The sequence below is a fragment of the Pseudomonas caspiana genome (assembly GCF_040224095.2).
Taxonomy (GTDB): domain Bacteria; phylum Pseudomonadota; class Gammaproteobacteria; order Pseudomonadales; family Pseudomonadaceae; genus Aquipseudomonas; species Aquipseudomonas caspiana.
On record NZ_CP167995.1, the window covers coordinates 5,194,283 to 5,217,549 of the forward strand.

22 protein-coding genes are annotated in these 23,267 nt (G+C 58.9%); 14 read left to right on the forward strand and 8 right to left on the reverse strand.

The window, feature by feature from the left end; genetic code table 11:
- Positions 1-110: 110 nt before the first annotated feature.
- The 4 genes from ABRP31_RS23585 to ABRP31_RS23600 form a co-directional block, all read right to left on the reverse strand.
- Positions 111-1,286 (reverse strand): L-rhamnonate dehydratase, encoded by a 1,176-nt coding sequence (locus tag ABRP31_RS23585; protein WP_032627344.1) that lies wholly within the window; start codon positions 1,284-1,286, stop codon positions 111-113.
- Positions 1,287-1,592: 306 nt separating this feature from the next.
- A complete protein-coding gene (locus ABRP31_RS23590; protein ID WP_349972561.1) occupies positions 1,593-2,597 on the reverse strand; it encodes a 4-hydroxythreonine-4-phosphate dehydrogenase PdxA in 1,005 nt (334 codons plus the stop codon).
- Positions 2,594-3,550, reverse strand: coding sequence for an amidohydrolase (locus tag ABRP31_RS23595; protein ID WP_349972560.1), 957 nt, complete (start codon positions 3,548-3,550; stop codon positions 2,594-2,596). The genes ABRP31_RS23590 and ABRP31_RS23595 overlap by 4 nt, the downstream gene beginning before the upstream one ends.
- Complete coding sequence (locus tag ABRP31_RS23600; RefSeq protein WP_349972558.1) at positions 3,543-4,892, reverse strand: MFS transporter; 1,350 nt, start codon at positions 4,890-4,892, stop codon at positions 3,543-3,545. The genes ABRP31_RS23595 and ABRP31_RS23600 overlap by 8 nt, the downstream gene beginning before the upstream one ends.
- A gap of 442 nt (positions 4,893-5,334) precedes the next feature.
- Between ABRP31_RS23600 and ABRP31_RS23605 the strand changes: the two genes are divergently transcribed.
- From ABRP31_RS23605 to ABRP31_RS23630, 6 genes are all read left to right on the forward strand, one after another.
- On the forward strand, positions 5,335-6,348 hold the full coding sequence (locus ABRP31_RS23605; protein ID WP_087272578.1) for a tripartite tricarboxylate transporter substrate binding protein: 1,014 nt from the start codon (positions 5,335-5,337) through the stop codon (positions 6,346-6,348).
- Positions 6,349-6,408: 60 nt separating this feature from the next.
- Positions 6,409-6,942, forward strand: a complete 534-nt coding sequence (locus ABRP31_RS23610) for a tripartite tricarboxylate transporter TctB family protein (RefSeq protein WP_087272575.1) — start codon at positions 6,409-6,411, stop codon at positions 6,940-6,942.
- The gene (locus ABRP31_RS23615; protein ID WP_349972557.1) at positions 6,939-8,468 is read left to right on the forward strand and encodes a tripartite tricarboxylate transporter permease; all 1,530 of its coding nucleotides are present in this window, start codon (positions 6,939-6,941) and stop codon (positions 8,466-8,468) included. The genes ABRP31_RS23610 and ABRP31_RS23615 overlap by 4 nt, the downstream gene beginning before the upstream one ends.
- A 71-nt stretch (positions 8,469-8,539) precedes the next feature.
- Positions 8,540-9,484, forward strand: coding sequence for a LysR family transcriptional regulator (locus ABRP31_RS23620; protein WP_349972556.1), 945 nt, complete (start codon positions 8,540-8,542; stop codon positions 9,482-9,484).
- A gap of 163 nt (positions 9,485-9,647) precedes the next feature.
- Positions 9,648-10,526 carry a neutral zinc metallopeptidase gene (locus ABRP31_RS23625; RefSeq protein ID WP_087272569.1) on the forward strand — a complete coding sequence of 293 codons (879 nt, stop codon included), beginning with the start codon at positions 9,648-9,650 and terminating at the stop codon, positions 10,524-10,526.
- A 4-nt stretch (positions 10,527-10,530) separates the two neighbouring features.
- Positions 10,531-11,517, forward strand: a complete 987-nt coding sequence (locus ABRP31_RS23630; RefSeq protein ID WP_087272566.1) for a hypothetical protein — start codon at positions 10,531-10,533, stop codon at positions 11,515-11,517.
- A 157-nt stretch (positions 11,518-11,674) separates the two neighbouring features.
- On the opposite strand, the gene ABRP31_RS23635 is transcribed toward ABRP31_RS23630, so the two are convergent.
- From ABRP31_RS23635 to ABRP31_RS23645, 3 genes are all read right to left on the reverse strand, one after another.
- Positions 11,675-12,265, reverse strand: coding sequence for an HAD family hydrolase (locus tag ABRP31_RS23635; protein WP_349972555.1), 591 nt, complete (start codon positions 12,263-12,265; stop codon positions 11,675-11,677).
- Complete coding sequence (tesB, locus tag ABRP31_RS23640) at positions 12,262-13,131, reverse strand: acyl-CoA thioesterase II (protein ID WP_087274500.1); 870 nt, start codon at positions 13,129-13,131, stop codon at positions 12,262-12,264. The genes ABRP31_RS23635 and tesB overlap by 4 nt, the downstream gene beginning before the upstream one ends.
- Positions 13,132-13,217: 86 nt before the next feature.
- Positions 13,218-13,787, reverse strand: coding sequence for a GNAT family N-acetyltransferase (locus ABRP31_RS23645; RefSeq protein WP_087274501.1), 570 nt, complete (start codon positions 13,785-13,787; stop codon positions 13,218-13,220).
- Between the two features lie 123 nt (positions 13,788-13,910).
- Between ABRP31_RS23645 and ABRP31_RS23650 the strand changes: the two genes are divergently transcribed.
- The 7 genes from ABRP31_RS23650 to ABRP31_RS23680 all read left to right on the forward strand — a co-directional run bounded on the left by ABRP31_RS23650 (position 13,911) and on the right by ABRP31_RS23680 (position 20,277).
- A complete protein-coding gene (locus tag ABRP31_RS23650; RefSeq protein ID WP_349972554.1) occupies positions 13,911-14,828 on the forward strand; it encodes a histone deacetylase in 918 nt (305 codons plus the stop codon).
- A 207-nt stretch (positions 14,829-15,035) separates the two neighbouring features.
- Entirely contained in the window at positions 15,036-16,319 is a 1,284-nt protein-coding gene (locus tag ABRP31_RS23655; protein WP_349972444.1) for a TIGR03862 family flavoprotein, read from the forward strand.
- 273 nt (positions 16,320-16,592) lie between these two features.
- A complete protein-coding gene (locus ABRP31_RS23660) occupies positions 16,593-16,898 on the forward strand; it encodes a nucleotide pyrophosphohydrolase (RefSeq protein ID WP_087274509.1) in 306 nt (101 codons plus the stop codon).
- The gene (locus tag ABRP31_RS23665; protein WP_349972445.1) at positions 16,895-17,644 is read left to right on the forward strand and encodes a methyltransferase; all 750 of its coding nucleotides are present in this window, start codon (positions 16,895-16,897) and stop codon (positions 17,642-17,644) included. The genes ABRP31_RS23660 and ABRP31_RS23665 overlap by 4 nt, the downstream gene beginning before the upstream one ends.
- A gap of 87 nt (positions 17,645-17,731) precedes the next feature.
- Complete coding sequence (locus ABRP31_RS23670; protein ID WP_349972446.1) at positions 17,732-18,358, forward strand: DUF4136 domain-containing protein; 627 nt, start codon at positions 17,732-17,734, stop codon at positions 18,356-18,358.
- Positions 18,359-18,376: 18 nt separating this feature from the next.
- Positions 18,377-18,934: a DUF4136 domain-containing protein gene (locus tag ABRP31_RS23675; RefSeq protein WP_095101792.1), complete on the forward strand. Its 558-nt coding sequence runs from the start codon at positions 18,377-18,379 to the stop codon at positions 18,932-18,934.
- Positions 18,935-19,503: 569 nt separating this feature from the next.
- The gene (locus tag ABRP31_RS23680; RefSeq protein WP_087274516.1) at positions 19,504-20,277 is read left to right on the forward strand and encodes a response regulator transcription factor; all 774 of its coding nucleotides are present in this window, start codon (positions 19,504-19,506) and stop codon (positions 20,275-20,277) included.
- A gap of 12 nt (positions 20,278-20,289) precedes the next feature.
- Here the strand turns inward: ABRP31_RS23680 and pbpC are convergent, their stop codons facing one another.
- A complete protein-coding gene (gene pbpC, locus ABRP31_RS23685; protein WP_372489471.1) occupies positions 20,290-22,644 on the reverse strand; it encodes a peptidoglycan glycosyltransferase PbpC in 2,355 nt (784 codons plus the stop codon).
- A 230-nt stretch (positions 22,645-22,874) separates the two neighbouring features.
- On the opposite strand from pbpC, the gene ABRP31_RS23690 reads away from it, so the two are divergent.
- Positions 22,875-23,168 (forward strand): hypothetical protein, encoded by a 294-nt coding sequence (locus tag ABRP31_RS23690; RefSeq protein WP_027898425.1) that lies wholly within the window; start codon positions 22,875-22,877, stop codon positions 23,166-23,168.
- The last annotated feature ends 99 nt before the right edge of the window (positions 23,169-23,267 follow it).

Below are 23,267 nucleotides of genomic sequence, written 5' to 3' on the forward strand. Positions count from 1 at the left end.
TGGGCTTGCCCGCGATAAGGCTGGACGCGATCTAAAGTGAATCGCGTTCAGCCTTATCGCGAGCAAGCTCTGCCCCCACAGGGTTCGCCGTTAACCCGCGATGCCTTACATCATTCAATAATGTTGAAATCACTCAGATACTCATCGGAGATTTCCAGCCCAAGGCCCGGTTTGTTGTCATCCAGCTGGATATAACCGTTGACCGGCTGCGGCTCGCCCTTGAACACGTAGTAGAACAACTCGTTACCCACCTCGACATCGAACACCGGGAAGAACTCGGCCATCGGCGAGGCGGTGGTGGACATGGTCAGGTGGTAGTTGTGCATCTGCCCGGCATGAGGAATCACCGGCACTGACCAGGCTTCGGCCATGGCGTTGATCTTGCGGGCAGCGGTGATACCGCCGACGCGGTTGGTGTCGTACTGGATCACATCTACAGCACGGCGTTCCAGCAGGTCCTTGAAGCCGTACGAAGTGAATTCATGCTCGCCGCCGGAGATCGGCATGATGTTCATCTTCTTCAGCTCGATATAGCCTTCGATGTCATCGGCAATCACTGGCTCTTCCAGCCAGCGCGGCTCGAACTCGGCCAGTTTCGGCAACATGCGGCGAGCGTATTCCAGCGTCCAGCCCATGTAGCATTCGAGCATGATGTCCACGTCCGGGCCAGCGAGCTCACGCAGCGCACGTACCTGCTCGATGTTGCGACGCATGCCTGCGGGGCCGTCTTTCGGGCCGTAACCGAAGCGCATTTTCAGCGCGGTGAAACCCTGATTCAGATAGCCCTGAGCTTCTTCGAGGAACAGGTCGAGGTTGTCATTGGCGTAGAGCTTGGAGGCGTAGGTCCAGATCTTTTCCTTGGTACGCCCGCCCAGCAGTTTGAAGACCGGCTTGTTCACGGCCTTGCCCATGATGTCCCAGATGGCGATATCGATGGCCGAGATGGCCGCCATGCCGATGCCTTTACGGCCCCAGGCATGACTCTGGCGATACATCTTCTGCCAGATGTATTCGTTGTCGAACGGGTCTTCGCCAATGGCGATGGGGGCCAGGTACGTATCGATGATTTCCTTCGCCACACGCGGCGCCAGCGCGCAGTTACCGATACCGACCAGACCAGTGTCGGTTTCAATTTCCACCACCAGCCAGCCATGAAAACGGAACGAGCCCATGGCATCGCCACGTTCGAAAAGGATATCGCTGGCGTTGGTGCAGAAGTGCGCTTGGGGAGGAACGACCTTGCCTTTCCATTCGAAGACACGGGTACGAATCGCTTTGATTTTCATGGGCTGCTTTTCCTTGTGTGCCGGTATGTCCTGCATGGCGCGGGACCGGCTTTTTGTAGTTGTTGATCGACAAGTCGATGGGGAAATTTAGCCAGCTGAGAGAGGCGTCGGCTAATCACTTATGCGTATCCAGTGATAGCTTGGGGTGATCACTTCACCAATATCTTTAACTGCAAAGTTATCGGCTTGAAAAAAGAACGGTGGGAGCTGGGCTTGCCCGCGATAAGGCTGGACGCGATTCACGTTAGATCGCATCCAGCCTTATCGCGGGCAAGCACCGCTCCCACAGTTTTAATCCGGGTTGAATCAGTAGGTGCTGCGCCCCATCCGGCAAGCAATTTCGAACGCCTGGCGTATAGCGCCGACATTGGCCTTGCCCTGCCCCGCAATATCAAACGCGGTGCCATGGGCAGGTGTGGTAATCGGGATCGGCAAACCGCCCTGCACCGTCACGCCACGGGAGAAGCCCATCAGTTTGATCGCGATCTGCCCCTGGTCGTGGTACATCGTCACCACCGCATCGAATGCACTGGCATCGCCCTGCACCTTGAGGAAGATCGTATCGCCGGGGTACGGCCCATCCGCCGCAATGCCCTGCGCCTGCGCGGTTTTCACAGCTGGGCCGATGATGTCCAGCTCTTCACGGCCAAACGAACCGTTGTCGCCGTTGTGCGGATTGAGGCCGCAAACGCCGATACGCGGACGCTCAAGGCCGTTGCGTTTGAGTGCGGTGTCGATCAGACGAATCGCTTCGACAACGCGATTCTGATTGAGCATGCCCGGCACCGCCGACAGCGCCACGTGGGAGGTCACGCGGGAGGTCCAGAGATTATCCAGCACGTTGAACTCACAGAACGGCCCGTCGAAACCCAGCAGCTCGGCAAACCAGTGCAGTTCGTCACTGTGGGCCATGCCCGCCATGTGCAGCGAGGTCTTGTTCAATGGCCCGAACAACACGGCATCGGTGGTTTTTGCTGCGGTTAGTTCAACAGCGATTTTCAGCGTATCCAGGCAATAGCGCCCACCGATGACACTGGCTTCGCTGCGCGGGAATTCACCCACCGCATCGCCGCGATAGTTGAAGAACAGCGGCGTGTCGTCGCTGAAATTCAGGTCTTGCAGAGACTCAACCTGACGATAGGGAAATTCCTTACCGGCAATCTGCATGCCGCGCAGCATTTCGGCTTCATCAGCAATCAGGATCACCTGGGCCTGGCTGCGCACCTGCGGCTCGGCCAGTAAACGGGCAATCAGTTCAGGACCGATACCGGCCGGGTCACCCAATACCATCGCAATTCGAGTCTTGCTCATGCTTGATTCCTCATCTGTTCGGGCCACGTCTGTGCAGTGGCTGAAGGCTCGCAACGGTAAATACGTCGCGCATTGCTGTAAAAAAGCTGTTGCTGGTCGGCGACAGGCAAGTCGCGAACGATCTGCTTGAAGCCGCTGTAAATGTCGTCGAACGAGCCGCACAGGCTGTCGACCGGAAAGTTACTGGCGAACATCGCCCGGTCTGCGCCGAACATGGCGATGATTTCCCGGACGATCCACGCGTTGTCCTCGGCGCGCCAAGGTTTACCCGGCTGACCCAGGCCTGAAATCTTCACGACGACATTAGGCTGCTCGGCCAGTTGGCTCATCGCAGCATGCCAACCGGCCAGGCCTTGCTCGCTGCGATCAGAAGGCAGCCCCGCATGGTTGAGAATGATGGTGGTGTCCGGGAAGTCTCGCGCCAGCAGCTCAGCTTCGGGCAGATTCCACCAGGGCGTCTGCAAATCGAAATGCAGACCCAGACCGTGCAAGGCAGCAAAACTGCGCCGCCAGTGCTCGTCGCTCATCAGGCTGCGATGCGTGCCGACCTGCTCCGGCGATGTCGGCCCTTCAGGTTTGTGCCTGACGCTGCGCACGCATTGAAATGCCGCCTGGGCACGAAGCACATCCACGGCATCCGGATGATCCAGCCAAGCCTGCGCAACGATGGCATTGGGCACCCCATAACGAACGGCCAGTTGCTCGACAAAATGCGTCTCACCAATCGGGTCACGCGGGTCCCATTCGGTTTCGACGTACACGGTCTGTACAACCTGATGTTCACCGGCGTCGGCAAAATACTCTGGCGGCAGGTAGCGACGCTTGATCGCTGAATAATCACCATAGCGAAACGGGATGTTGGCTTCTGGGGCCAGCCAGGGATGATGATTGACCTGCGGGTCCCAGAAATGATGGTGAGCATCGACGATTGGCCCGCTCCACAACTCAGACATCAGCCACCTCCTGCTGCCCATCCAGGCTGATAAACAAGGTGGCCAGAACAAACAGTGCGGCGCAAAAGGCAAAGAAAGCGAGTACTGCGCCGAAGCCACCGAAGAACTGCAGGATCACCCCGACCAGAATCGGCACGAAGATCCCGCCGATGCTGCCCGCCAGATTCATCACGCCGCCGATCAGGCCGACGCGGGCCGGTGCCGCCAGCAACGCCGGGAAACTCCAGTACAGGCTGCCCCACATCAGGAAGAACGCGGTCATCGCCAACAGCCCGACCGCAGCGAACGGGTTGCTCAGGGTCGGCAGCATCACCAGCGCGGCCAGGGCAATCAGACCGGAAAAGGTCAGCAGGCCTTTGACCGCCAGGCCTCGGCGCACGCCCTTGCGAATCAGGCCGTCACACAGGAAACCACCGGTGAGCGAGCCGAGCGCGCCGCAAATGAAGATCACGAACGTTGCCGCGCCAATGCCTTTGATATCAAAGCCACGGGCCTGAGCCAGATAGCTCGGCCCCCAAGTCAGCAGACCGAAATAGACCATCGCCCAACTGGAACGCCCGATCAGCAGACCGGTCAGCGAACGAGCGGCGATACCCAAGCCTTTGACGGGAGCGCGGGCTGCCTCGGCAGCCGGTGTGGCGCGACCCGCATTAATCTTGTCCAGCTCGGCCTGATTGACCTGCGGATGAACCGATGGATCATCACGCAGATAACGCCATGAGACCCAGCCCAGCAATAAGGTCGCGACACCGGCGATGACGAATGCCATCCGCCAGGAGTCCAGCGTGGCAATCAGATAGGCAATGATCAAACCGCCGAGCGCCACGCCCAGCGGGCTGCCGCTGTCCATCATTACCGCACCGCGACTGCGTTCGCTTGGGGCCAGCCACAGCGAAATCAGCTTGCCGCCCGACGGGAACAATGGCGCTTCAGCAGCGCCAAGAAACATCCGCGCAAACAGCAGCGAAATACCGCCTGTTGCGAAACCTGCCAACACTTGGAAGGTGCCCCACAAACCGGTGGACCAAGTGATCACACGACGCGGGCCGAAGCGGTCGATCATCCAGCCACCTGGAATCTGCAGCAGCGCATACGCCCAGAAAAAACTGCTGAGGATCAGGCCCTGCATGCTCGGTGACAGCTCGAACTCTTTGGCGATGGTGGGCATGGCGATGGATAGCGAGACCCGGTCGATCAGGTTGACCATGGTCAGCAGAAAGATGATGGCAAAGATCCGCCAGCGCACCGAAGTGGCTCGGGCAGTGGTGGCGACCGCCGGGTTGGCGGGAGCAGAAACGACACCTGCGTCAGACAGATGCACGGGTGCACTGGAACGATCCATGGTGCGTACCTCGTTTTTTTATTGTTGTTGTAGGTGTTGCTGTGGCGCTCACTATCAAAGGCGAAGCGATAACCGTCTAATCAAAAAAATACATACGGTGATAACCCAGAGATATGTCAAAAACGAACGGCCAATATGGATTCTTTGTGGGAGCAGAGCTTGCTCGCGATAAGGCTGGATAGGTTCACTTTGGATCGCGTCCAGCCTTATCGCGAGCAAGCTCTGCTCCTACAGGGCATCGCCGGGCAGAAGATATAAACACCCCACAGATTCTGATTTGCAACCTCAAGATACCCAACCGATAACCCCAGGCTATCGGTGTATCTGATGTTTTGAGTAGACGCCACCGCAATAGCTTCCCACACTCGACCCAAGATTTGCCGGTCCCCGTATCCGGCAGATCGCTCAAAAAACAATTACAAGAAATAGAGGTTTCATCATCATGCGAACCGCATCCCTTCGACGCGTGTCCCGTCTTCTGCTCGGCTGTTCACTTGTTTGCGCTGGCACCCTTCCCGCTCTGGCCAATGCCTGGCAACCCGACAAGAACGTTGAAATCATCGTCGCCGGTGGCCCTGGTGGCGGGACTGATCAACTAGGTCGTCTGATCCAGTCAATCATCACCACTCACAAGCTGCTGGACGTCAACACCGTGGTCCTCAACAAAGGCGGCGGTAACGGGGCCGAGGCGTTTCTGGACATCAAAATGTCCGAAGGCGATGCCGACAAACTGGTGATCGGCACCAACAACATTTACCTGCTGCCACTGGTCTCCAAGCTTGGTTATCAATGGCAAGAACTGACCCCGGTTGCCGCCGTCGCGGAAGACGACTTCATCCTCTGGACCTACAAAGACGCGCCCTGGAAAGACGCCAAAAGCTTCTACGAAGCGGTCAAGGCCGATCCGTCCAAGCTGCGCATGGGCGGCAGCCAGTCCAAGGACGTCGACCAGACCCTGACCCTGCTGCTGAACAAAACCACTGGCAGCAAACTGGTTTACATCCCTTTCAAAAGCGGCAGCGAAGCCTCCACCCAACTGGCCGGTAAGCACATCGCCGCCAACGTGAACAACCCGAGCGAAAGCATCAGCCAGTGGCGCGGTGATCAGGTCCAGCCGCTGTGCGTGTTCAGTAAAGAGCGCATGGGCTACACCGAAAAAGTAGCCGGAGATAAATCCTGGGCCGACGTACCGACTTGCCACGAGCAAGGCCTGGGCGTTGAGCAATATCGCTTCCCGCGCACCGTGTTCATGCCTGGCAAAGTCACCACAGAACAGCGCGCGTTCTATACCGAGCTGATGCGCAAAGTCTCCGAGGCGCCTGAATTCAAGGCCTACGTGAAACAGAACGCACTGGTGCCGACCTTCCTCGAAGGCGAGCAACTGAGTGCCTACATCCAGCAGGACACGGCCCGCGTTACGCCGGTGTTCAAGGATGCTGGCTGGCTGCGCGAGTGAACTGACTGATCGGGCCCCACTGCCGGGTGTTCGCCCGGCAGTTATATCTGGAGGTGTTCCATGCCCCATTCTTCTGAAACATCTGCGCTGGTCGGCACTCGCTGGGTCGAGTTCGGGCTGGCGCTGTTCACCCTGCTGATTGGCGCCGTCGTGATGTACGGCAGCCTCGACCAAGGCATTGGCTGGGGCGACGCCGGTCCCGAGCCGGGTTATTTCCCCTTCTACATTGGCTTGCTGCTGAGCTGCGCCAGTCTGGGCAACGTCGTCCTGACGCTAATTCGCTGGCAAGCGCTAAGCGTTTCGTTTGTCAGCCGTGGTCAATTCCGTCAGGTGCTGTCGGTGTTCATCCCTATAGCCCTGTTCGTGGCGGCCATGCCGTTCACCGGCATTTACATGGCCTCGGTGGTGTTCATCGCCTGGTTCATGTGGCACGACCGGGTGCGCGCCAAGCCCTACGGCAAATTGATGATCTGTTCGGTATCTGGCGGGGCGGTCCTGGCCAGCTACCTGATCTTCGCGCTGTGGTTCAAGGTTCCACTGGACGCAGGTCCGGTCGGTGACTGGCTGGCAATGGCCGGGAGATCGATGCAATGAGCGAGTTCGACTCCCTGCTGCACGGCATGAACCTGATCCTCACCCCCGGCCATATCGGGCTGATGGTCGTTGGCGTGCTGCTGGGCATTCTGGTCGGCGTATTGCCTGGCCTCGGTGCTCCGAATGGCGTTGCCCTGCTGTTGCCGCTAACCTTCACCATGTCCCCCGTCTCGGCCATCATTCTTCTGTCGTGCATGTATTGGGGGGCTTTGTTCGGCGGGTCGATCACTTCGATCCTGTTCAACATTCCCGGCGAGCCGTCATCGGTGGCGACCACCTTTGACGGCTACCCCATGGCCCGCGACGGTAGAGCGGCCGAGGCGCTGACTGCGGCGTTCAGTTCGGCACTGATCGGCGCGCTGGCGGGTGTGCTGTTGCTGACGTTTTTGTCGACACGCATCGCCGAATTCGCCATGTCCTTCAGCTCACCGGAATTCTTCGCGGTGTATTTGCTGGCGTTCTGTACGTTCATCGGCATGAGCAAGAACCCGCCGCTGAAAACCGTGGTCGCGATGATGATCGGCTTTGCCATGGCGGCGGTCGGTATGGACACCGTGTCCGGCAACCTGCGTCTGACCTTCGACCAACCGGTGCTGATGACCGGGATCAGCTTCGAAGTAGCGGTGATCGGCCTGTTCGGTATCGGTGAAATTCTTTGCACCGTTGAAGAAGGCCTGGTGTTCCGGGGCGAGCATGCGCGCATCACGCCCATGACCATTTTGCGCACCTGGGCCAGGTTGCCGCGTTACTGGCTGACGATTTTGCGTAGCACGCTGGTGGGTTGCTGGATGGGCATTACACCGGGCGGCCCGACGGCAGCGTCGTTCATGGGTTACAGCCTGGCGCGGCGCTTCTCGAAAAACCGCGACAACTTTGGCAAGGGTGAAGTCGAAGGCGTTATTGCGCCGGAAACGGCGGATCACGCTGCTGGCACAAGCGCCCTGTTGCCGATGCTGACCCTGGGCATTCCTGGTTCGGCCACGGCGGCAGTGATGATGGGCGGCTTGATGATCTGGGGTCTGCATCCCGGCCCGACGCTGTTTGTCGAACAGCACGACTTTGTCTGGGGCCTGATCGCCAGCATGTATCTGGGTAACGTGGTCAGTCTGATCGTCGTACTTGCAACCGTGCCGCTGTTCGCTTCGATCCTGCGCATTCCGTTCTCGATCATTGCCCCGATCATCATCATGATCTGCGCAATTGGCGCGTACTCGGTGCACAACTCGCTGTTTGATGTCGGGCTGATGCTGGCCTTCGGTGCCTTGGGCTATGTGTTCAAGAAGCTCGGTTACCCGATCGCACCGCTGGTACTGGCGGCTGTTCTGGGTGACAAGGCCGAGGATGCATTCCGCCAATCGATGCTGTTTTCCGATGGGCAATTAGGCATTTTCTGGTCCAACCCATTGGTGGGCAGCCTGACGACTGCGGCCCTGCTGATGCTGTTCTGGCCGCTGATTTCCAGCGGCGTCAGAAACGCATTGGGCTGGCGCACGCGTCAAAACGCCAAAGCGAAATCAGCGCTATGAACAGTAAGGGGCTGGCAACACCGGACATTTCTTGTCAGGCTCAGCCCCAGACTTTTCTGCGAGCAACGCCCATGACCCGAATTCCTGATGCCAACGTTATTCACAGCCGCCTGCGCCTGCGTCAGTTGCGGTTGATGCTGGCGCTTCAGGAGTTGGGTTCGTTACGGCGGGCTGCCGACAACATCGGCATGACACAGCCCGCCGCGACCAAGATGCTTCACGAAGCGGAAGACTTGCTCGGTGTCGAACTGTTTGAGCGTCTGCCACGGGGCATGCGCGCCACGCAGTTCGGCGAAACCGTCATCTATTACGCGCGCATGGTGTTTGCCGAACTGAGCGGCATGCGTGAAGAGCTGGTCGCGCTGGAGTCCGGCAACCTGGGCCGGGTCGCAGTGGGCGCGATTCCAGCCCTGGCTTCGGGCCTGCTGACCCGGACCATCGCCGAATTGAAGAAAAGCCATCCGCGCCTGTCCATGAGTATTCAGGTCGACACCAGCGATGTGCTGGTTCAGGCGTTGCTGCAAGACCAACTGGACGTGGTGCTTGGTCGAATTCCTGGCGGCGCCCGTTCCGAAGAACTGTTGTTCGACAGCCTGGGCGAAGAAGAGCTATGCGTGGTTGCGGGCGCCAGGCACCCAATGGCCAACGCGACGCATCTGGGCTGGGCCGACATGCAAAACATGACCTGGGTGCTGCAACAGCATCCGAGTCCGATGCGCTCGATCATCAATCAGGTGTTCCATAACGCACGGGTCGACATCCCCAGCAGCATTGTTGAAACCACGTCGATCATGACTTTGCTGTCGCTGGTGCAGCAGACTGACATGCTCGGCGTGACGCCGGTTTCAGTGGTCGAGGACTATCCCGGTCGGGATCTGCTGGCGGTGCTGCCGATCAAATTTGAAGCCCGTCTGCCGCCTTACGGCCTGATCACCCGCCGCCATCGCGTGCAGTCTTCAGCGATGCAGGCATTCATGAACTCGGTGAAAAACCAGCAGCGTGTCATACGCGCCTGATTTACTCCCGCATGACCGCGAACTAATTGCCCCACGCCCCTCTCTACTCCTGCGCTAGATGTACGTCGTTCAACTCCCATTCAGCTAATGCGTCTGACAATCGGACTGGCGCAGTGTGTGGGTAGCAGCGACACTCCTTACAGGATAAGAAGAGGATTCCCACATGCAATGGAAAAAGGGTCGGCGCAGCGATAACGTCGTGGACGCACGTGACGGCAGCAGCGGCGGCGGTGGGATGCGCATAGGAGGCAAGGGACTCGGTATCGGCGGCGTGATCATCATCGTGGCCATCGGCCTGTTGACCGGTCAGGACCCGATGCAGATTCTCGGCCAGCTCACCGGCCAGGCGACACAAGCCCCAACGTCCAGCCAGACCCGCCAGGCTCCACCGGCCAACGATGAACAGGCGGAGTTCGTTCGGTCGATTCTCGGCGACACCGAAGACACCTGGCGCGCAGCCTTTCAACTGGGCGGCCGCCAATATAAAGATCCGACGCTGGTGCTGTTCAGCGGCCAGGTGCAGTCCGCGTGTGGATTTGCCACATCGGCCAGCGGACCGTTCTACTGCCCTGCCGACCAGAAGGTCTATCTGGACATGGAGTTCTTCCGCGAAATGTCACAACGCTTCAAAGCGGCGGGTGATTTTGCTCAGGCTTACGTGATTGCTCACGAAGTAGGCCACCATGTGCAAACCTTGCTGGGGGTTTCAGAAAAAGTCGACGCAGCCCGCAGAAGTGGTCAGCGCATGGAAGGCAGCAACGGTTTGCTGGTTCGCCAGGAGCTACAGGCTGACTGTCTGGCAGGTGTTTGGGCCTATAACGCACAAAAGCGTTTGAACTGGCTCGAGCCGGGTGATATTGAAGAAGCGCTGAACGCAGCTAACGCCATTGGCGATGACCGACTTCAGCAACAGGGTCAAGGCCGAGTAGTGCCAGACTCGTTTACTCACGGGACGTCCGCCCAACGGGTTCGCTGGTTCAAAACCGGCTTTGCCCAGGGTCAACTCAATCAATGCGACACGTTCGCCGCCAAGAGCCTCTGATCACATGATAAAACCGCTACTGATCCTGTCGTTAAGCACCCTTCTGAGTTTCAACGCTCACGCCGAGGATCAGGCGGTCAAATCCATCAGCCCGGAGCGCCTGACGATCAATGGCGCTCAGGCAACGCTGGGCTTGAGTCTCAACTGGAAACAGCCCCGGCCGCAGATTGAAAGGGCGGTGATCGTGCTGCATGGCCGGTTGCGTAACGCACCGACTTATCTGCGCAGCATCGAGCGCGCCGCCAATCAGTCGAAACAGCGCAACAAAACCCTGCTCATTGCGCCGCAATTCCTTGATGAGAAAGACATCACCGCGCACCACATGGGCGACAACGTGTTGCGTTGGCATGGCAACCAATGGATGGCAGGTGAAAACGCTGTTGGGCCCAAACCGGTCAGCTCGTTTCTGGTCATCGACCATATCCTGCGTCGCCTGAGCGACAGCAAGCTGTTCCCGAACCTCAAGGAAATTGTCATCGCCGGGCATTCCGGAGGTGCGCAGGTGGTTCAGCGTTACGTGATGCTGGGCGGCAAGGAAGATGTACTGCTGACCAAAGAAGGCATCAAGCTGCGCTACGTGATCGCTAACCCTTCGTCGTATGCCTATTTCGATACCGAAAGGCCGGTTCCCGTGACCAAAGCCAGTTGCCCGGGCTTTAATGAGTGGAAATACGGTCTGAACGGCATGCCGCCTTATGCGGGCAAAATCAAAGCCGCTGACATCGAAGACGATTACGTGAAACGCGACGTGACCTATCTGCTCGGCCAGCATGACACCGACCCGAAACACCCGGCTCTGGACAAGACCTGCGGTGCAGAAGCACAAGGTGCCCAGCGTCTGGAGCGCGGTGAGAACTACTTCAAGTACCTGCAGAAACGCCATCCAGAAGGCCTGAATCAGCGCCTCATCGTGGTGCCGAACGTCGGCCACAGCGGCGATGGGATGTTTACCTCACCACAGGGGCAGGCGGTTTTGTTCAAGGATTTTTGAATCTGAAGCAGATAAACCTTGTGGGAGCCGGGCTTGCCCGCGATAAAGCTGGACGCGGTTCACTTTAGATCGCGTCCAGCCTTTTCGCGGGCAAGCCCGGCTCCCACAGAGGATGGCGTTCAAATCCAAAGATTCGGATGTTTTTTTGAAGTTGTGATCAATCCAGCAGTGCCCTCAATTCCCCACAATCCTGCGCATGCCAGTCCGCCAATTCCGGCCAGGGATTTTCCGGCAGGTTGACCAGAATGGTCTTTGTGCCAGCCGCCCGCCCGCAATCCAGATCAAAGCGGTAATCCCCCACCATGACCATCTGCGCGGCAGGCACCTGCCACGCACTGGCAAAGTGCAGCAAGCCCGCGGGATCAGGTTTGTGCGGGGCTTCGTCACGACCAAGAATGTCCTCCACCGCAAAACAGTCCGCCAGACCGATAGCCTCCAGCGTTTCGTGGGCCAGTTCCCGGGCGTTGCGCGTCAGGATACCCAGACGATAACCACGCCCGGCCAGATCCCGGACCAGCTCAACAGCGCCCGGCGCAGGTTGCGAAGCCAGAGCCAGTTCCCGCTCATGCTCCAACAGCCAGGCATGCTTGGCTGCGGCGACATCAGCAGGCAGTGCAGCGAGATGCCCCAGAATGTCGTGATCCTGCGGGATATCCAGCGCACGCTTGATCGCCGGGAAGTCATGGGCAGCCACGGTCAGCGTGCCGTCCATGTCGAATACCCAGTGGCGAATCCCGGAAAGACTCATGCCCAATCCTTGCGATGACGAATCAAACCTTCCTGACTGACCGACGCCACCAGTTGCCCGGCACGGTTGTACACACTTCCACGGGAGAAACCACGGGAATTGCCAGCCCATGGGCTGTCCATGGCGTACAACAACCAGTCATCCGCACGCAGATCACCGTGGAACCACAGCGAATGGTCGAGGCTCGCAACCTGCATGTCTTTCTGCCAGACCGTCTTGCCATGCGGCAGCAACGAAGTGGTGAGCAGGTTGAAGTCCGAGGCATAAGCCATCAGGTATTTGTGCAGCGCAGGCACTTCCGGCAGTGCGCCATCGGTACGGAACCAGATGTACTTCACAGCCTCGGTGGGCTGCGGGTTGTAAGGATCGACAGCGGTGACCGGGCGAAACTCGATAGGCTTGGGGCAGAGCATCTTGTCGCGCATGGATTCGGGGATCAGGTGCGCGCGTTGTTGCATCAACTCCAGTTCCGAAGGCAGGTTTTCCGGGCCGACGATCTGCGGCATCGACGTCTGGTGCTCGAACCCCTGCTCGTCGTACTGAAACGAAGCGCTGCAGGTAAAGATCGGCTGGCCTTTCTGGATCGCCGTTACCCGGCGGGTGCTGAAACTGCCACCATCGCGAACCCGGTCCACCTGATACACCACCGGCAAACCGGCATCACCCGGACGCAGAAAATAACCGTGTAACGAGTGCACGTGCCGTGCATCTTCTACTGTCTGACTCGCCGCCGACAACGACTGGCCCAACACCTGCCCACCGAACAGTTGGCGAAAACCAAGGTCCTGGCTGCGACCACGGAACAGGTTCTCTTCAATCGGTTCCAGGCTCAACAGCGCAACCAGATCATCCAACACTTGGCTCATTCATTACTCCTTGCACAAAACTGTTCGCCGGCGCTTCAAGCGTGACACTAGCTGAAATGATACAGAAATTAACACCGCGAGCCTTTTCAAGCTTGCAGCGTATCCAGCCATTGTTGGCGCGTAATGCGATACAGCACGTGAGGTTGCAATGGATGCCCCGCCGCCAGCTGCGGATGGTTGAAGTCGTCGACGGAGTCGGTGGTCATGCCAATAGCCTGCATGACTTTTTGCGATGGCTCGTTGCTTTGTGCAGTGAACGACACGATCTCATCCACCCCCAAATGCTCGAAACCGCAGCCCAGCGCAGTCCAGGCGGCTTCGCTGGCATAGCCAAGCCCCCAGTGTTCGCGAGCCAGACGCCAGCCGATTTCTATCGCAGGCGTGAAGTGCGACTCAAAACTCACCACACTCAGCCCGGTAAACCCGATGAATTCTCCCGTGTCCTTGCGCTCCAGCGCCCACAAGCCAAAACCCAGCTCGGCAAAGTCCCCACGGATACGACCAATCAATGCAGCACTTTCCAGCCGACTCAAAGGCTCCGGGAAATAACGCATGACGTGGGGATCTGCGCACATATCAGCAAATGCGGCTAAATCGTCGTCTCGCCATTGGCGCATCAACAATCGCGCGCTCTCGAGTTTCAGAATCGGCTCCATCGGTTTCTCCATTAACCGGTCAGTCACTGTGTCGGCCAGTGTAGCTCTGCGGCAAGCCACAAAGCTGGGCGTTCAGGGGGCAATGCTGGCACTATCCGGCTTCGACCTCTGACCGGACGCAAAATGTCCCTGCCACTCATCTATCACGAAGATTACAGCCCGGACTTTCCGGCTGACCATCGTTTCCCCATGGACAAGTTCCGCCTGCTGCACGATCACCTGATCGACAGCGGCCTGACCAGCGACGCCGCCCTGCTGCGCCCGCAGATCTGCCCGAATGACATTCTGGCACTGGCTCATGACCCTTCTTATATACGCCGTTATATGGAAGGTGAGTTGTCCCGTGAAGATCAGCGTCGTCTGGGCCTGCCATGGAGTGAGGACCTGGCGCGGCGTACCGTACGCGCCGTGGGCGGTTCGTTGCTGACCGCTGAACAAGCCCTCCAGCATGGACTGGCGTGTCATCTGGCGGGTGGCACCCACCACGCGCATTACGACTATCCGGCCGGCTTCTGCATTTTTAACGATCTGGCGGTGATCAGTCAGTACCTGCTGCAAAGCGGTCGCGTCGACAAAGTATTGATCTTCGACTGCGACGTGCACCAAGGCGACGGCACCGCGCGGATTCTTGCTGATACCGAGGACGCCATCACTGTCTCGCTGCACTGCGAAAAGAACTTCCCGGCGCGTAAAGCCGAAAGCGACTGGGACATACCGCTGCCGATGGGCATGGGCGATGGCGAATACCTGAAAGTCGTCGATGACCTGCTCAACTACCTGTTGCCGTTCTATCAGCCAGATCTGGTGCTCTACGATGCCGGCGTCGATGTCCATCAGGATGATGCGCTGGGTTATCTGAAGTTGACTGACACCGGGGTGGCTGCCCGCGATGAAGCCGTATTGCGCCACTGCATCGGACGCAACATCCCGGTCATGGGCGTGATTGGCGGCGGTTACAGCAAAGACCGACAGGCCCTGGCGCGACGGCATGGAATATTGCATCACAGCGCACAGCGGGTCTGGGTGTCGGAGGGGTTGTGAACTCTGTCTCATGACACAGCGCAGGATCTGTAGGAGCGCACGAGCACCGCGAGGCCGCGACGGCGTCCTGTCTGATACACCGCCATCGCGGCCTCGCGGTGCTCGTGCGCTCCTACCTATCTGTGTTAACTGCGCGACGGCGCTCTCCTACAGATGTTGCGAGGCAGGTAGAATGCCCCACCAAACCGCAAAGACAAGCACCTCGCCATGACTGACATCACGCCGACCATCCCCCCCTCAGTTGCCATCATCGGCGGTGGCCCTGCGGGGTTGATGGCAGCCGAGGTGTTAAGCCAGGCCGGGGTCAAAGTCGATCTGTACGACAGCATGCCTTCGGTGGGGCGCAAATTTCTATTGGCGGGCGTCGGTGGCATGAACATCACCCATTCCGAGCCCTACCCTGCCTTCCTTTCCCGCTATGCGGAACGTTCTGGCGATATCGCTCCTTTGCTGCGCAGTTTTGGCGCGGATGACCTGTGTGCGTGGATTCACGGCCTGGGTATCAAAACCTTCGTCGGCAGTTCGGGGCGGGTCTTCCCTACGGACATGAAGGCCGCACCACTGCTGCGAGCCTGGCTCAAGCGCTTGCGTGAAAGCGGCGTCACGATCCATACGCGACATCGCTGGCTCGGCTGGGACGCGGCGGGCGATGTACGTATCGCTCATCCCGAAGGCGAAACAACCTTGAGCCCCGATGCGCTGGTGCTGGCGCTTGGCGGCGCAAGCTGGTCGCGCCTGGGCTCAGACGGCGCATGGTGGCCACTGCTGGCCGAGCAAGGCGTTGATCTCAAGACGCTGCAAGCCGCCAACTGCGGTTTCGAAGTGGCCGGATGGAGCGAGTTGCTGCGCAGCAAGTTCGCGGGCGCTCCGTTGAAAAACATTGGTATCGGTATGCGCGGCCAAACGCCTCGTTTGGGTGAATGTGTGATCACCGACACCGGCGTAGAGGGCAGCCTGATCTATGCCCTGTCGGCGCAGATTCGTGAAGAGATCAATGAGCAGGGCTCTTCTACCGTGCTGATCGATCTGCTGCCGGGTAAGACGCCTTCCGCCATTCAAAAAGCCCTGGAAAAACCCCGGGGCTCACGCTCCATGTCCAAGCACTTGCATAGCCAGTTGGGTATCGATGGGGTGAAAGCCGCCCTGTTGCGCGAATTGGCCCCGCGTGAAGCTTTCGACGATCCAGCGCAACTCAGCCAGGCATTGAAAGCCCTGCCGCTACCCTTGATCAAAGCCCGCCCGCTGGACGAAGCCATCAGCACTGCAGGCGGTGTAACCTTCGAAACCATAGACCAACGCCTGATGCTCAAGTCACTGCCCGGCGTATTCTGCGCCGGTGAAATGCTCGACTGGGAAGCCCCCACCGGTGGCTACCTGCTCACCGCATGCTTCGCCAGTGGCAAGGCTGCGGGGTTGGGGGTTTTGGAGTGGTTGAAGCAGAGTCAACATAACGCTTCTGTGGGAGATTCGATGTTGGCCTGCAAACGCTGATAGGTAGGAGCGAATTTATTCGCGAGGGCGCCGGTTCATACGCAGCTTATGCATGGCTTTAAGTGCTGCCTTCCCGGATGAAGCGGCGCGCCACGCCCAAGCCTGTGGGAGCAGGGCTTGCCCGCGATAAGGCTGGACGCGATCCAAATCAAACCGCGTAGTCTTCATCGCGGGCAAGCTCTGCTCCCACAGAATTCGCTGATGACGAGGGCAACATAGAATCCCCCGCATAACCATGGCCAGACACAAACTCTTTGATACTCAGGACACCCCATGAACCTAGAAGAACTCACCCAACGCCTGCACCGCATCCGCGATCAGAACGACTGGAAGCAGTTTCATAGTCCGAAGAACCTGGCCATGGCCGCCAGCGTAGAGATGTCCGAGCTGGTGGAGATCTTCCAGTGGTTGACTGAAGACCAGTCTCGCCAGCTGCCATCCGACAAGCTTGAGCATGCGGGTCAGGAAGTGGGCGATATCATTCTTTATCTACTGCTGCTGTGCAGCGAACTGGGCATCGATATGGACACCGTAGTACGCAGCAAACTGGCCGACAGCGAGCGCAGGTTCGCCAAATGAGTGATCGCCACTTCGACCAACTGGCGACCCGCTTCGCCGAAAAGATCTACGGCGGTGCCAAGGGCGCGATTCGCCTTGCGGTACTTCAGGCTGACCTGACTGAAGCGCTTCCCGAACGCCCGTTGCGCGTGCTGGATATCGGCGCCGGGCTGGGTCATATGTCGTTGTGGCTGGCCGAACGTGGCCATGAGGTCACCCTCGCCGAACCGGCCGCTCCGATGCTCGAAGGCGCTCGACAACGTTTCGCCGATGCAGGCCAGACCGCGACTTTCATTCAAGCGCCATGGCAGGAACTCACCAGCCAGCTGCATGAGCCTTACGATCTGGTGTTGTGTCACGCCGTGCTGGAATGGCTGGCCGAGCCCCACACCATCCTGCCGGTACTGCGGCAACTGATCAAGACCGATGGCTGGCTATCCCTGGCGTTCTACAACCGCGACGCGCTGATCTATCGCAACTTGCTCAAAGGTCACTTCAAGAAAATGCGCAAGAACGTCATGGCAGGCGAGAAACAAAGCCTGACGCCACAACAGCCACTTGATCCGCGTGAACTGGCGGCGCAACTTGATGGGCTGTGGCGTGTCGAAACCCAAAGCGGTGTCAGAGTGTTTCACGACTACATGCCAGTAGAGTTTCAGGCGCGGGCTGAACTGGTGGACCTGCTGGAAATGGAACTGGCGCACCGTCGGCATCCCGCCTATGCAGGATTGGGTCGTTACCTGCACTGGGTCTGCCGCCCACTCTGACTACCGAAATCGCCAGGCTGATCACAGGCAGCCTGGCGTTGCTGATCGCTGCTTCCTGTCTTCGAAGGCCACTTTGCGGAGGCCATGATGAAACGCCGCCTCGTATTGTTTACGCTCTTCCTCGGTCTGGCTGCCTGTCAGACCGATAACCCCTATCGCGCTGATTCCAATCCGCTGCCACCGGCTCCCGCGCAGGCGGCCAATGCCGTCGACATGAGCGCGTACCCTGCCCCGCCTCGTGACTACGTTCGTTATCGCAGCTGGACCTGGCGCAACAATCAATTGCCACCCGGTTCGGCCTGGGCTGATTCGGCACAAATCGCCGAGGCCGTAAGCAATGGCCTGGACCAACGGGGCCTACGTCCGGTCCAGAGCACACAGCCAGCGGATCTGCAGGTCAGCGCGCAAACCCGCATGGAGATTCGTACGCGCCAGGTGCGTGACGATTATTACGATCCTTACTACGGCGGCAGCGGCATCGGTTATGGCCACGGTCCGTACGGCAACCGTTACGGCGGTTATGCCAGCGTGCCGATCGTACGCACTTATCAAGAACAGGTAGTCGTCATCAGCATCAGCCTGTTCGACGCTCGCAACGGCCAACCGGTGTGGAGCGCCAGCGCCGAGACGCGTAACGGCAGTGATCAATCGGATCGCTCCAAGGCGCTTCGCCAAGCTGTGCAAAAGGCTCTGAGCGCGTATCCTCCTTCCTGACATCTTCGGAGAACTGCCATGTTTCGCCGTCTTGCTCTGCTGTCCCTGTTAGTGCTGCTCAGTGCGTGCCAAACCAACCAGATCAATCGTGACTTCGACGCCAGTCGTGACTTTGGCGGCTACCGCAGCTGGAGCTGGAAGGAGCCCGGCGTGCAGTATCAGCCGGATGACCCTCGGATCAAAAGCGACCTGACCGACCAGCGTATTCGCCAGTCAATCGGCGAGCAGCTCGACCAGCGCGGCCTGCGCATGGCGCCATCCGGTGCCAACGGCGATCTGAAGGTCCAGGCATGGCTGATCATGGAAAACCGCCAGCAACTGGTCAGTACCAATTACGGTGGAGGCTGGGGCCCTTGGGGTGGTTACGGCTACTGGAACGCGCCGATGACCGAAACCCGCAGCGTGGACTACAAAGTCACCACCCTGCAGATCGACCTGTTTGACGGCAAAGACGGGAAGCTGGTCTGGCGTGGCAGCACCGAGCGCATCCTCAACCAGGACAACGCCCCGAACGCCCGCGAAACGGCTATTCGGCAGACGGTTGCGAAGATTCTGGAGCAATATCCGCCACGTTGATTCGGTTGATTAGTTTGTCGGGGGCTGACGATACCGCCCCCTTTTTACATAGATAATTATTAAGAGTAAGTACACGCTACTTCAATACGTTAACCCGCTTGCGCCATCGAACTTGATAAAACGTCAAAAATACTTCCCAACATGGGTATGCATTGCCTATCGCGCCAAAATATTGGATCCAATAAGTAACACTATCGTCTAGAAAACGCGACATCTGTAGGAGTGAGCTTGCTCGCGATCGCGTCAGTTCAGGCGATAAATGCTTTCACCAAGAAACCAGATCGCGAGCAAGCTCACTCCTACAAGGTCCGCGCCTCCTCACACCAGCGATGTGTAGTGACGCGGGAAAGTTCCTGAGTGAACGCATTCACCCTTGAGGATGCGTATTGAGTTAACAACTCCATGAAAGAAAATATCCACTAGTCGCAAACCCGGTTAACACTATGTACATAACGCGAAAGTCTGACTACGGTAGTGAAGGTCTCATGGAACACGTGACCTAGATCGTATCGATAAAGCGTGAGTTCGACTCTGACAACGCTTTGTATTTCGCAGACAGGGAGTAGCGCGTGAACACCAATTCTTCAGTGAAAGTACTAGTCGTCGATGATCAACCCTCCGTTGTGAACGAACTGAGCGGTTTTTTACAACGCAACGGCTACGAATGTGCTGGCAGTTACTCCAGCAAAGAAGCACTTGAACAATTTCGCAACGACCCTGACGTCGGCATCGTCCTGTGTGACTTGCATATGCATGAGTCCAACGGCGTTGAACTGGTAGAGGCGTTCAAGCAGGCCGCCGGTAAAAAGCGCGTCTTCGAGACCATCGTCCTGACCGTCAACGACGACAAGCAGGATGTGATCAAAGCGTTGCGCGCCGGTGTTGCCGATTACTTCCAGAAGCCGGTGAATCTCCATGAAGTGCTCGAAGGCGTCCAGCGTCAGGAAGCCGTCCTTCATGAGCGGCAAAAGAGTTACCGCCAACTGGGCGAACTCAACGAAAAGCTGCGGTTTCTCGCCGCGTCCATTGATGGTCTGTATGAAGATCTGGACCAGCTCCGTCGCCCGTCACTCCCAACTCCAAGTGTTGACGAAGACGCCGACGGCGAAGTGGATCTGTCGATTCTCTTTGCGCCCCTCTCCCCTCGTCAGCAAGACGTAGCCCGACTGGTCGCCAAAGGTCATACCAACTATCAGATCGGCTGCAAGCTGGGCATCACTGAAAACACGGTCAAGCTGTACGTGTCGCAAATACTGCGCCTGACCCACATGCATAACCGCACGCAATTGGCATTGGCCATGTCGCCGAGCGGGGCTGGTCGGCAACGGGATACCGCTCATTAAACCTCCGGTGGTTCAGTCGACGGTATCGAAGACCACTCTCGCCGTCTGACCGCTTTCATCAAGTACGCTCAGTTCATAACGACCCAGTCGGGTAAGGGTCGGACTGAAAGAGGTCTGATTGTCGGTGTCGGCCATCGGCACGCCGTCGATAAACCACCAGCGACGACCACTGCCGCCCAAGGCTGAAAGAGTAAGGCGCAGCGCCTGACGACTGCCAGCAGGCAAGCGCAGGTGATCGCCCTCACGCACGCCGACGATCGACAGTGGCGGCGCCAGACTCAGACCTTGTGGCGGGCACGCAGGATCGACTGCGGGCAGACGCGCTTCCCTGCGTTCATCACGCGCCAGCCATGGTTCGAGGGCGGCAGGCCACAGAATCAGGGGTTGCGCCTGCGCTCCTGGACAGCCCGCCGCAACCCGCAAGCCCTGAGCATTGACCCAGATTTTTTCCTGCAGCCCCAATCCCAACGGTTGATCGACGGCCTGCAAGGTTGGCGGCGTGGTGCCGTCCAGCGTCCAGGCAAACCGCTGCCTGCGACAATTCGGATCGTTCTTGCTCATGGGCTGGCCCAGCGGCCAACAAATCGCTGCCACGCCCACGCTCGACGGCACAGGGTGAATCGGCGCGGTGATCCCTCGCTGACTGTCCCGATTAGCCAGTACGTCATGAACCTGCAACATCAACGGCGCGGCCGAAGCCAGGCCAAACTGCCCCGGCACCGGCGTCCCGTCGGGACGACCGATCCACACACCGACCAGAAAACGCGGGCCGACACCAATCGCCCAGGCATCACGAAAGCCGTAACTAGTGCCGGTTTTCCAGGCCAGTTGCGGACGCTGCACCAGTTCAGCGTGAGGATCGAGATCCGGCCGGGACTGACCGCTGAGAATCTTGCGAACAATCCACGCGGCGCCCGGCGACATCATGCGTCGCTCGCGCAGTGGCGCATCGGGTTGCAGGCGGATATCAGCGCTGCGTCCGCCCCGGGCGAAAGCGCTATAACCACCAACCAGATCCTCCAGACGACTGCCAACGCCGCCCAGAATCATCGCCAGATTCGGTTCGGCCAGCGGCGGCAAGGTCAACGGCACTCCGCCGTTGCGCAATTCGGCGGCAAACCGCTTCGGTCCGTAGGCTTCCAGTAGCTGTACCGCTGGCAAGTTGAGGGACATCGACAACGCCGAACTGGCAGCCACCGCTCCGCTGAACCCCGCCGCGAAGTTACCCGGTCGGTAGTCGCCGTAGTGGCGTGGCACGTCCTGCATCAGGGATTCGGAATGGATCAGCCCGGCATCCATCGACAGCCCGTACAGAAAAGGTTTGAGAGTCGAGCCTGGCGAACGCAGGGCGCTGATCATGTCCACATGGCCAAAACGCTTGGCGTCGTTGATGTCCACCGAACCGACATAAGCGCGTACCGCCATGCTCTGCGCCTCGACCACAAGGATCGCAGCCGAGGTGCGCTCGGGTAATCGGGCACGCCAGCCCAACAGTAAATCTTCAAGGCGACGCTGCAGACCGGCATCCAGCGTGGTGCGAATCAACGGCGGACTGTCGGGGCGATTCAAACGCCGCGCCAGCAATGGAGCAAGGCTTGGCTCCTGACGCGGGGCCAGCAGCAACGGCTCTTCCAGCGCTTCGTCCACCGCCCGTTGCGGCCAGACCTGGAACTGCGCCAGACGCTTGAGTACTTTGTCCCGTGCAACCTGCGCCCGTTGAGGATGACGATCAGGCCGCAAGCGACTCGGCGCTTGGGGCAACACCGCCAGCATTGCCGCTTCGGAGCGGGTCAGTTGCTGCGGTGACTTGCCCAGATAGGCCCAGCTGGCGGCGGCAACCCCCTGCAAAGTACCGCCAAACGGCGCGCGATTGAGGTAGATGGCGAGAATTTCGTCCTTGGAGAGGTGACACTCCAGCTGCATCGTGCGCCACAGTTGTCGCACCTTGCCGGGCAAGGTGCGCGCATGCGGGTCGAGCAACCGCGCCACTTGCATCGACAACGTGCTACCGCCCGATACAACCCGTGCGCCTTTCAGGTTCTGCCACGTCGCTCGCACCAGCGACAGTGGATTGACCCCGGGGTGGCTGTAGAACCAGCGATCTTCGTAAGTCAGTAATGCTTCGATGTAATACGGCGAAACCTGATTGATCGACACCGGATAACGCCATACCCCGTCAGCATCGGCAAAGCGCCAGAGCGGCGTCCCGTCTTCGGCCAGCACCACGCGGGCTAGATCGTCCTTCGGTAATGGCAACGGCCAAAGACGGTCGGCGAGCCAGAGCAGGGTGATGATCAATGCCAATCCGGCAGTAAGCCCACACAGGCACTGTGTGGCTAACCTGTGGGAGCGGTGATTGCCCGCGATAGGGCCGGACGCGATTGGCCTGATATCTTCGGGGCCCTTATCGCGGGCAAGCACCGCTCCCACAGATTCCGTGGTTCCCAAAGGTTGCACAGGTCTCCGGCGCTTGAAGAATCGTGACAATATTCCCGGTTTCAAGGCAAAACGCCCTTACACTCCACGGAACTCGCCGCACCCATTGATAGCCAAAGCGAACAGTCGCCTTTTCTCATGACCTTCATCAGGACGCACATATGCAGGTAGAAAGCTTTTTTGAATGGTTGGGCCAAGCGCTCGGCGCCGTCATCCGGTTTATCGTCGATGGACTGGAATGGTTCTTCAATCTCTTCGCCAGCGCGGGCGGAAATTTTGTCGATGGGTTGTCCCGCACTCTGGGCATGGACACTTCACTGGTCAGCATCCTGGCATTGATCGTCGGTTTGCTGTTCCTGTACTCGGCGATCCGCGCATTCATGCGCGCTTCAATCATCATGGGCATCATCTGGCTGGTGCTGGGCCTGTGGTTGCTGAGCTGGATTATTCATTGATGCGCCCTAACCTGTAGGAGCGCACGAGCACCGCGAGGCCGCGATAGCGTCCTGCCTGATTCACCGCCATCGCGGCCTCGCGGTACTCGTGCGCTCCTA

What these genes read in the sequence shown, in the direction of transcription:
- ABRP31_RS23615 (WP_349972557.1), top strand. Translation starts at nt 6,939, where the DNA reads ATGAGCGAGTTCGACTCCCTGCTGCACGGCATGAACCTGATCCTCACC.
- ABRP31_RS23670 (WP_349972446.1), top strand. Translation starts at nt 17,732, where the DNA reads ATGAAACGCCGCCTCGTATTGTTTACGCTCTTCCTCGGTCTGGCTGCC.
- ABRP31_RS23650 (WP_349972554.1), top strand. Translation starts at nt 13,911, where the DNA reads ATGTCCCTGCCACTCATCTATCACGAAGATTACAGCCCGGACTTTCCG.
- ABRP31_RS23590 (WP_349972561.1), bottom strand. Translation starts at nt 2,597, where the DNA reads ATGAGCAAGACTCGAATTGCGATGGTATTGGGTGACCCGGCCGGTATC.
- ABRP31_RS23645 (WP_087274501.1), bottom strand. Translation starts at nt 13,787, where the DNA reads ATGGAGCCGATTCTGAAACTCGAGAGCGCGCGATTGTTGATGCGCCAA.
- ABRP31_RS23655 (WP_349972444.1), top strand. Translation starts at nt 15,036, where the DNA reads ATGACTGACATCACGCCGACCATCCCCCCCTCAGTTGCCATCATCGGC.
- ABRP31_RS23625 (WP_087272569.1), top strand. Translation starts at nt 9,648, where the DNA reads ATGCAATGGAAAAAGGGTCGGCGCAGCGATAACGTCGTGGACGCACGT.
- ABRP31_RS23660 (WP_087274509.1), top strand. Translation starts at nt 16,593, where the DNA reads ATGAACCTAGAAGAACTCACCCAACGCCTGCACCGCATCCGCGATCAG.
- ABRP31_RS23665 (WP_349972445.1), top strand. Translation starts at nt 16,895, where the DNA reads ATGAGTGATCGCCACTTCGACCAACTGGCGACCCGCTTCGCCGAAAAG.
- ABRP31_RS23610 (WP_087272575.1), top strand. Translation starts at nt 6,409, where the DNA reads ATGCCCCATTCTTCTGAAACATCTGCGCTGGTCGGCACTCGCTGGGTC.
- ABRP31_RS23635 (WP_349972555.1), bottom strand. Translation starts at nt 12,265, where the DNA reads ATGAGTCTTTCCGGGATTCGCCACTGGGTATTCGACATGGACGGCACG.
- ABRP31_RS23620 (WP_349972556.1), top strand. Translation starts at nt 8,540, where the DNA reads ATGACCCGAATTCCTGATGCCAACGTTATTCACAGCCGCCTGCGCCTG.
- tesB (WP_087274500.1), bottom strand. Translation starts at nt 13,131, where the DNA reads ATGAGCCAAGTGTTGGATGATCTGGTTGCGCTGTTGAGCCTGGAACCG.
- ABRP31_RS23675 (WP_095101792.1), top strand. Translation starts at nt 18,377, where the DNA reads ATGTTTCGCCGTCTTGCTCTGCTGTCCCTGTTAGTGCTGCTCAGTGCG.
- ABRP31_RS23585 (WP_032627344.1), bottom strand. Translation starts at nt 1,286, where the DNA reads ATGAAAATCAAAGCGATTCGTACCCGTGTCTTCGAATGGAAAGGCAAG.
- ABRP31_RS23595 (WP_349972560.1), bottom strand. Translation starts at nt 3,550, where the DNA reads ATGTCTGAGTTGTGGAGCGGGCCAATCGTCGATGCTCACCATCATTTC.
- ABRP31_RS23630 (WP_087272566.1), top strand. Translation starts at nt 10,531, where the DNA reads ATGATAAAACCGCTACTGATCCTGTCGTTAAGCACCCTTCTGAGTTTC.
- ABRP31_RS23605 (WP_087272578.1), top strand. Translation starts at nt 5,335, where the DNA reads ATGCGAACCGCATCCCTTCGACGCGTGTCCCGTCTTCTGCTCGGCTGT.
- ABRP31_RS23690 (WP_027898425.1), top strand. Translation starts at nt 22,875, where the DNA reads ATGCAGGTAGAAAGCTTTTTTGAATGGTTGGGCCAAGCGCTCGGCGCC.
- ABRP31_RS23600 (WP_349972558.1), bottom strand. Translation starts at nt 4,892, where the DNA reads ATGGATCGTTCCAGTGCACCCGTGCATCTGTCTGACGCAGGTGTCGTT.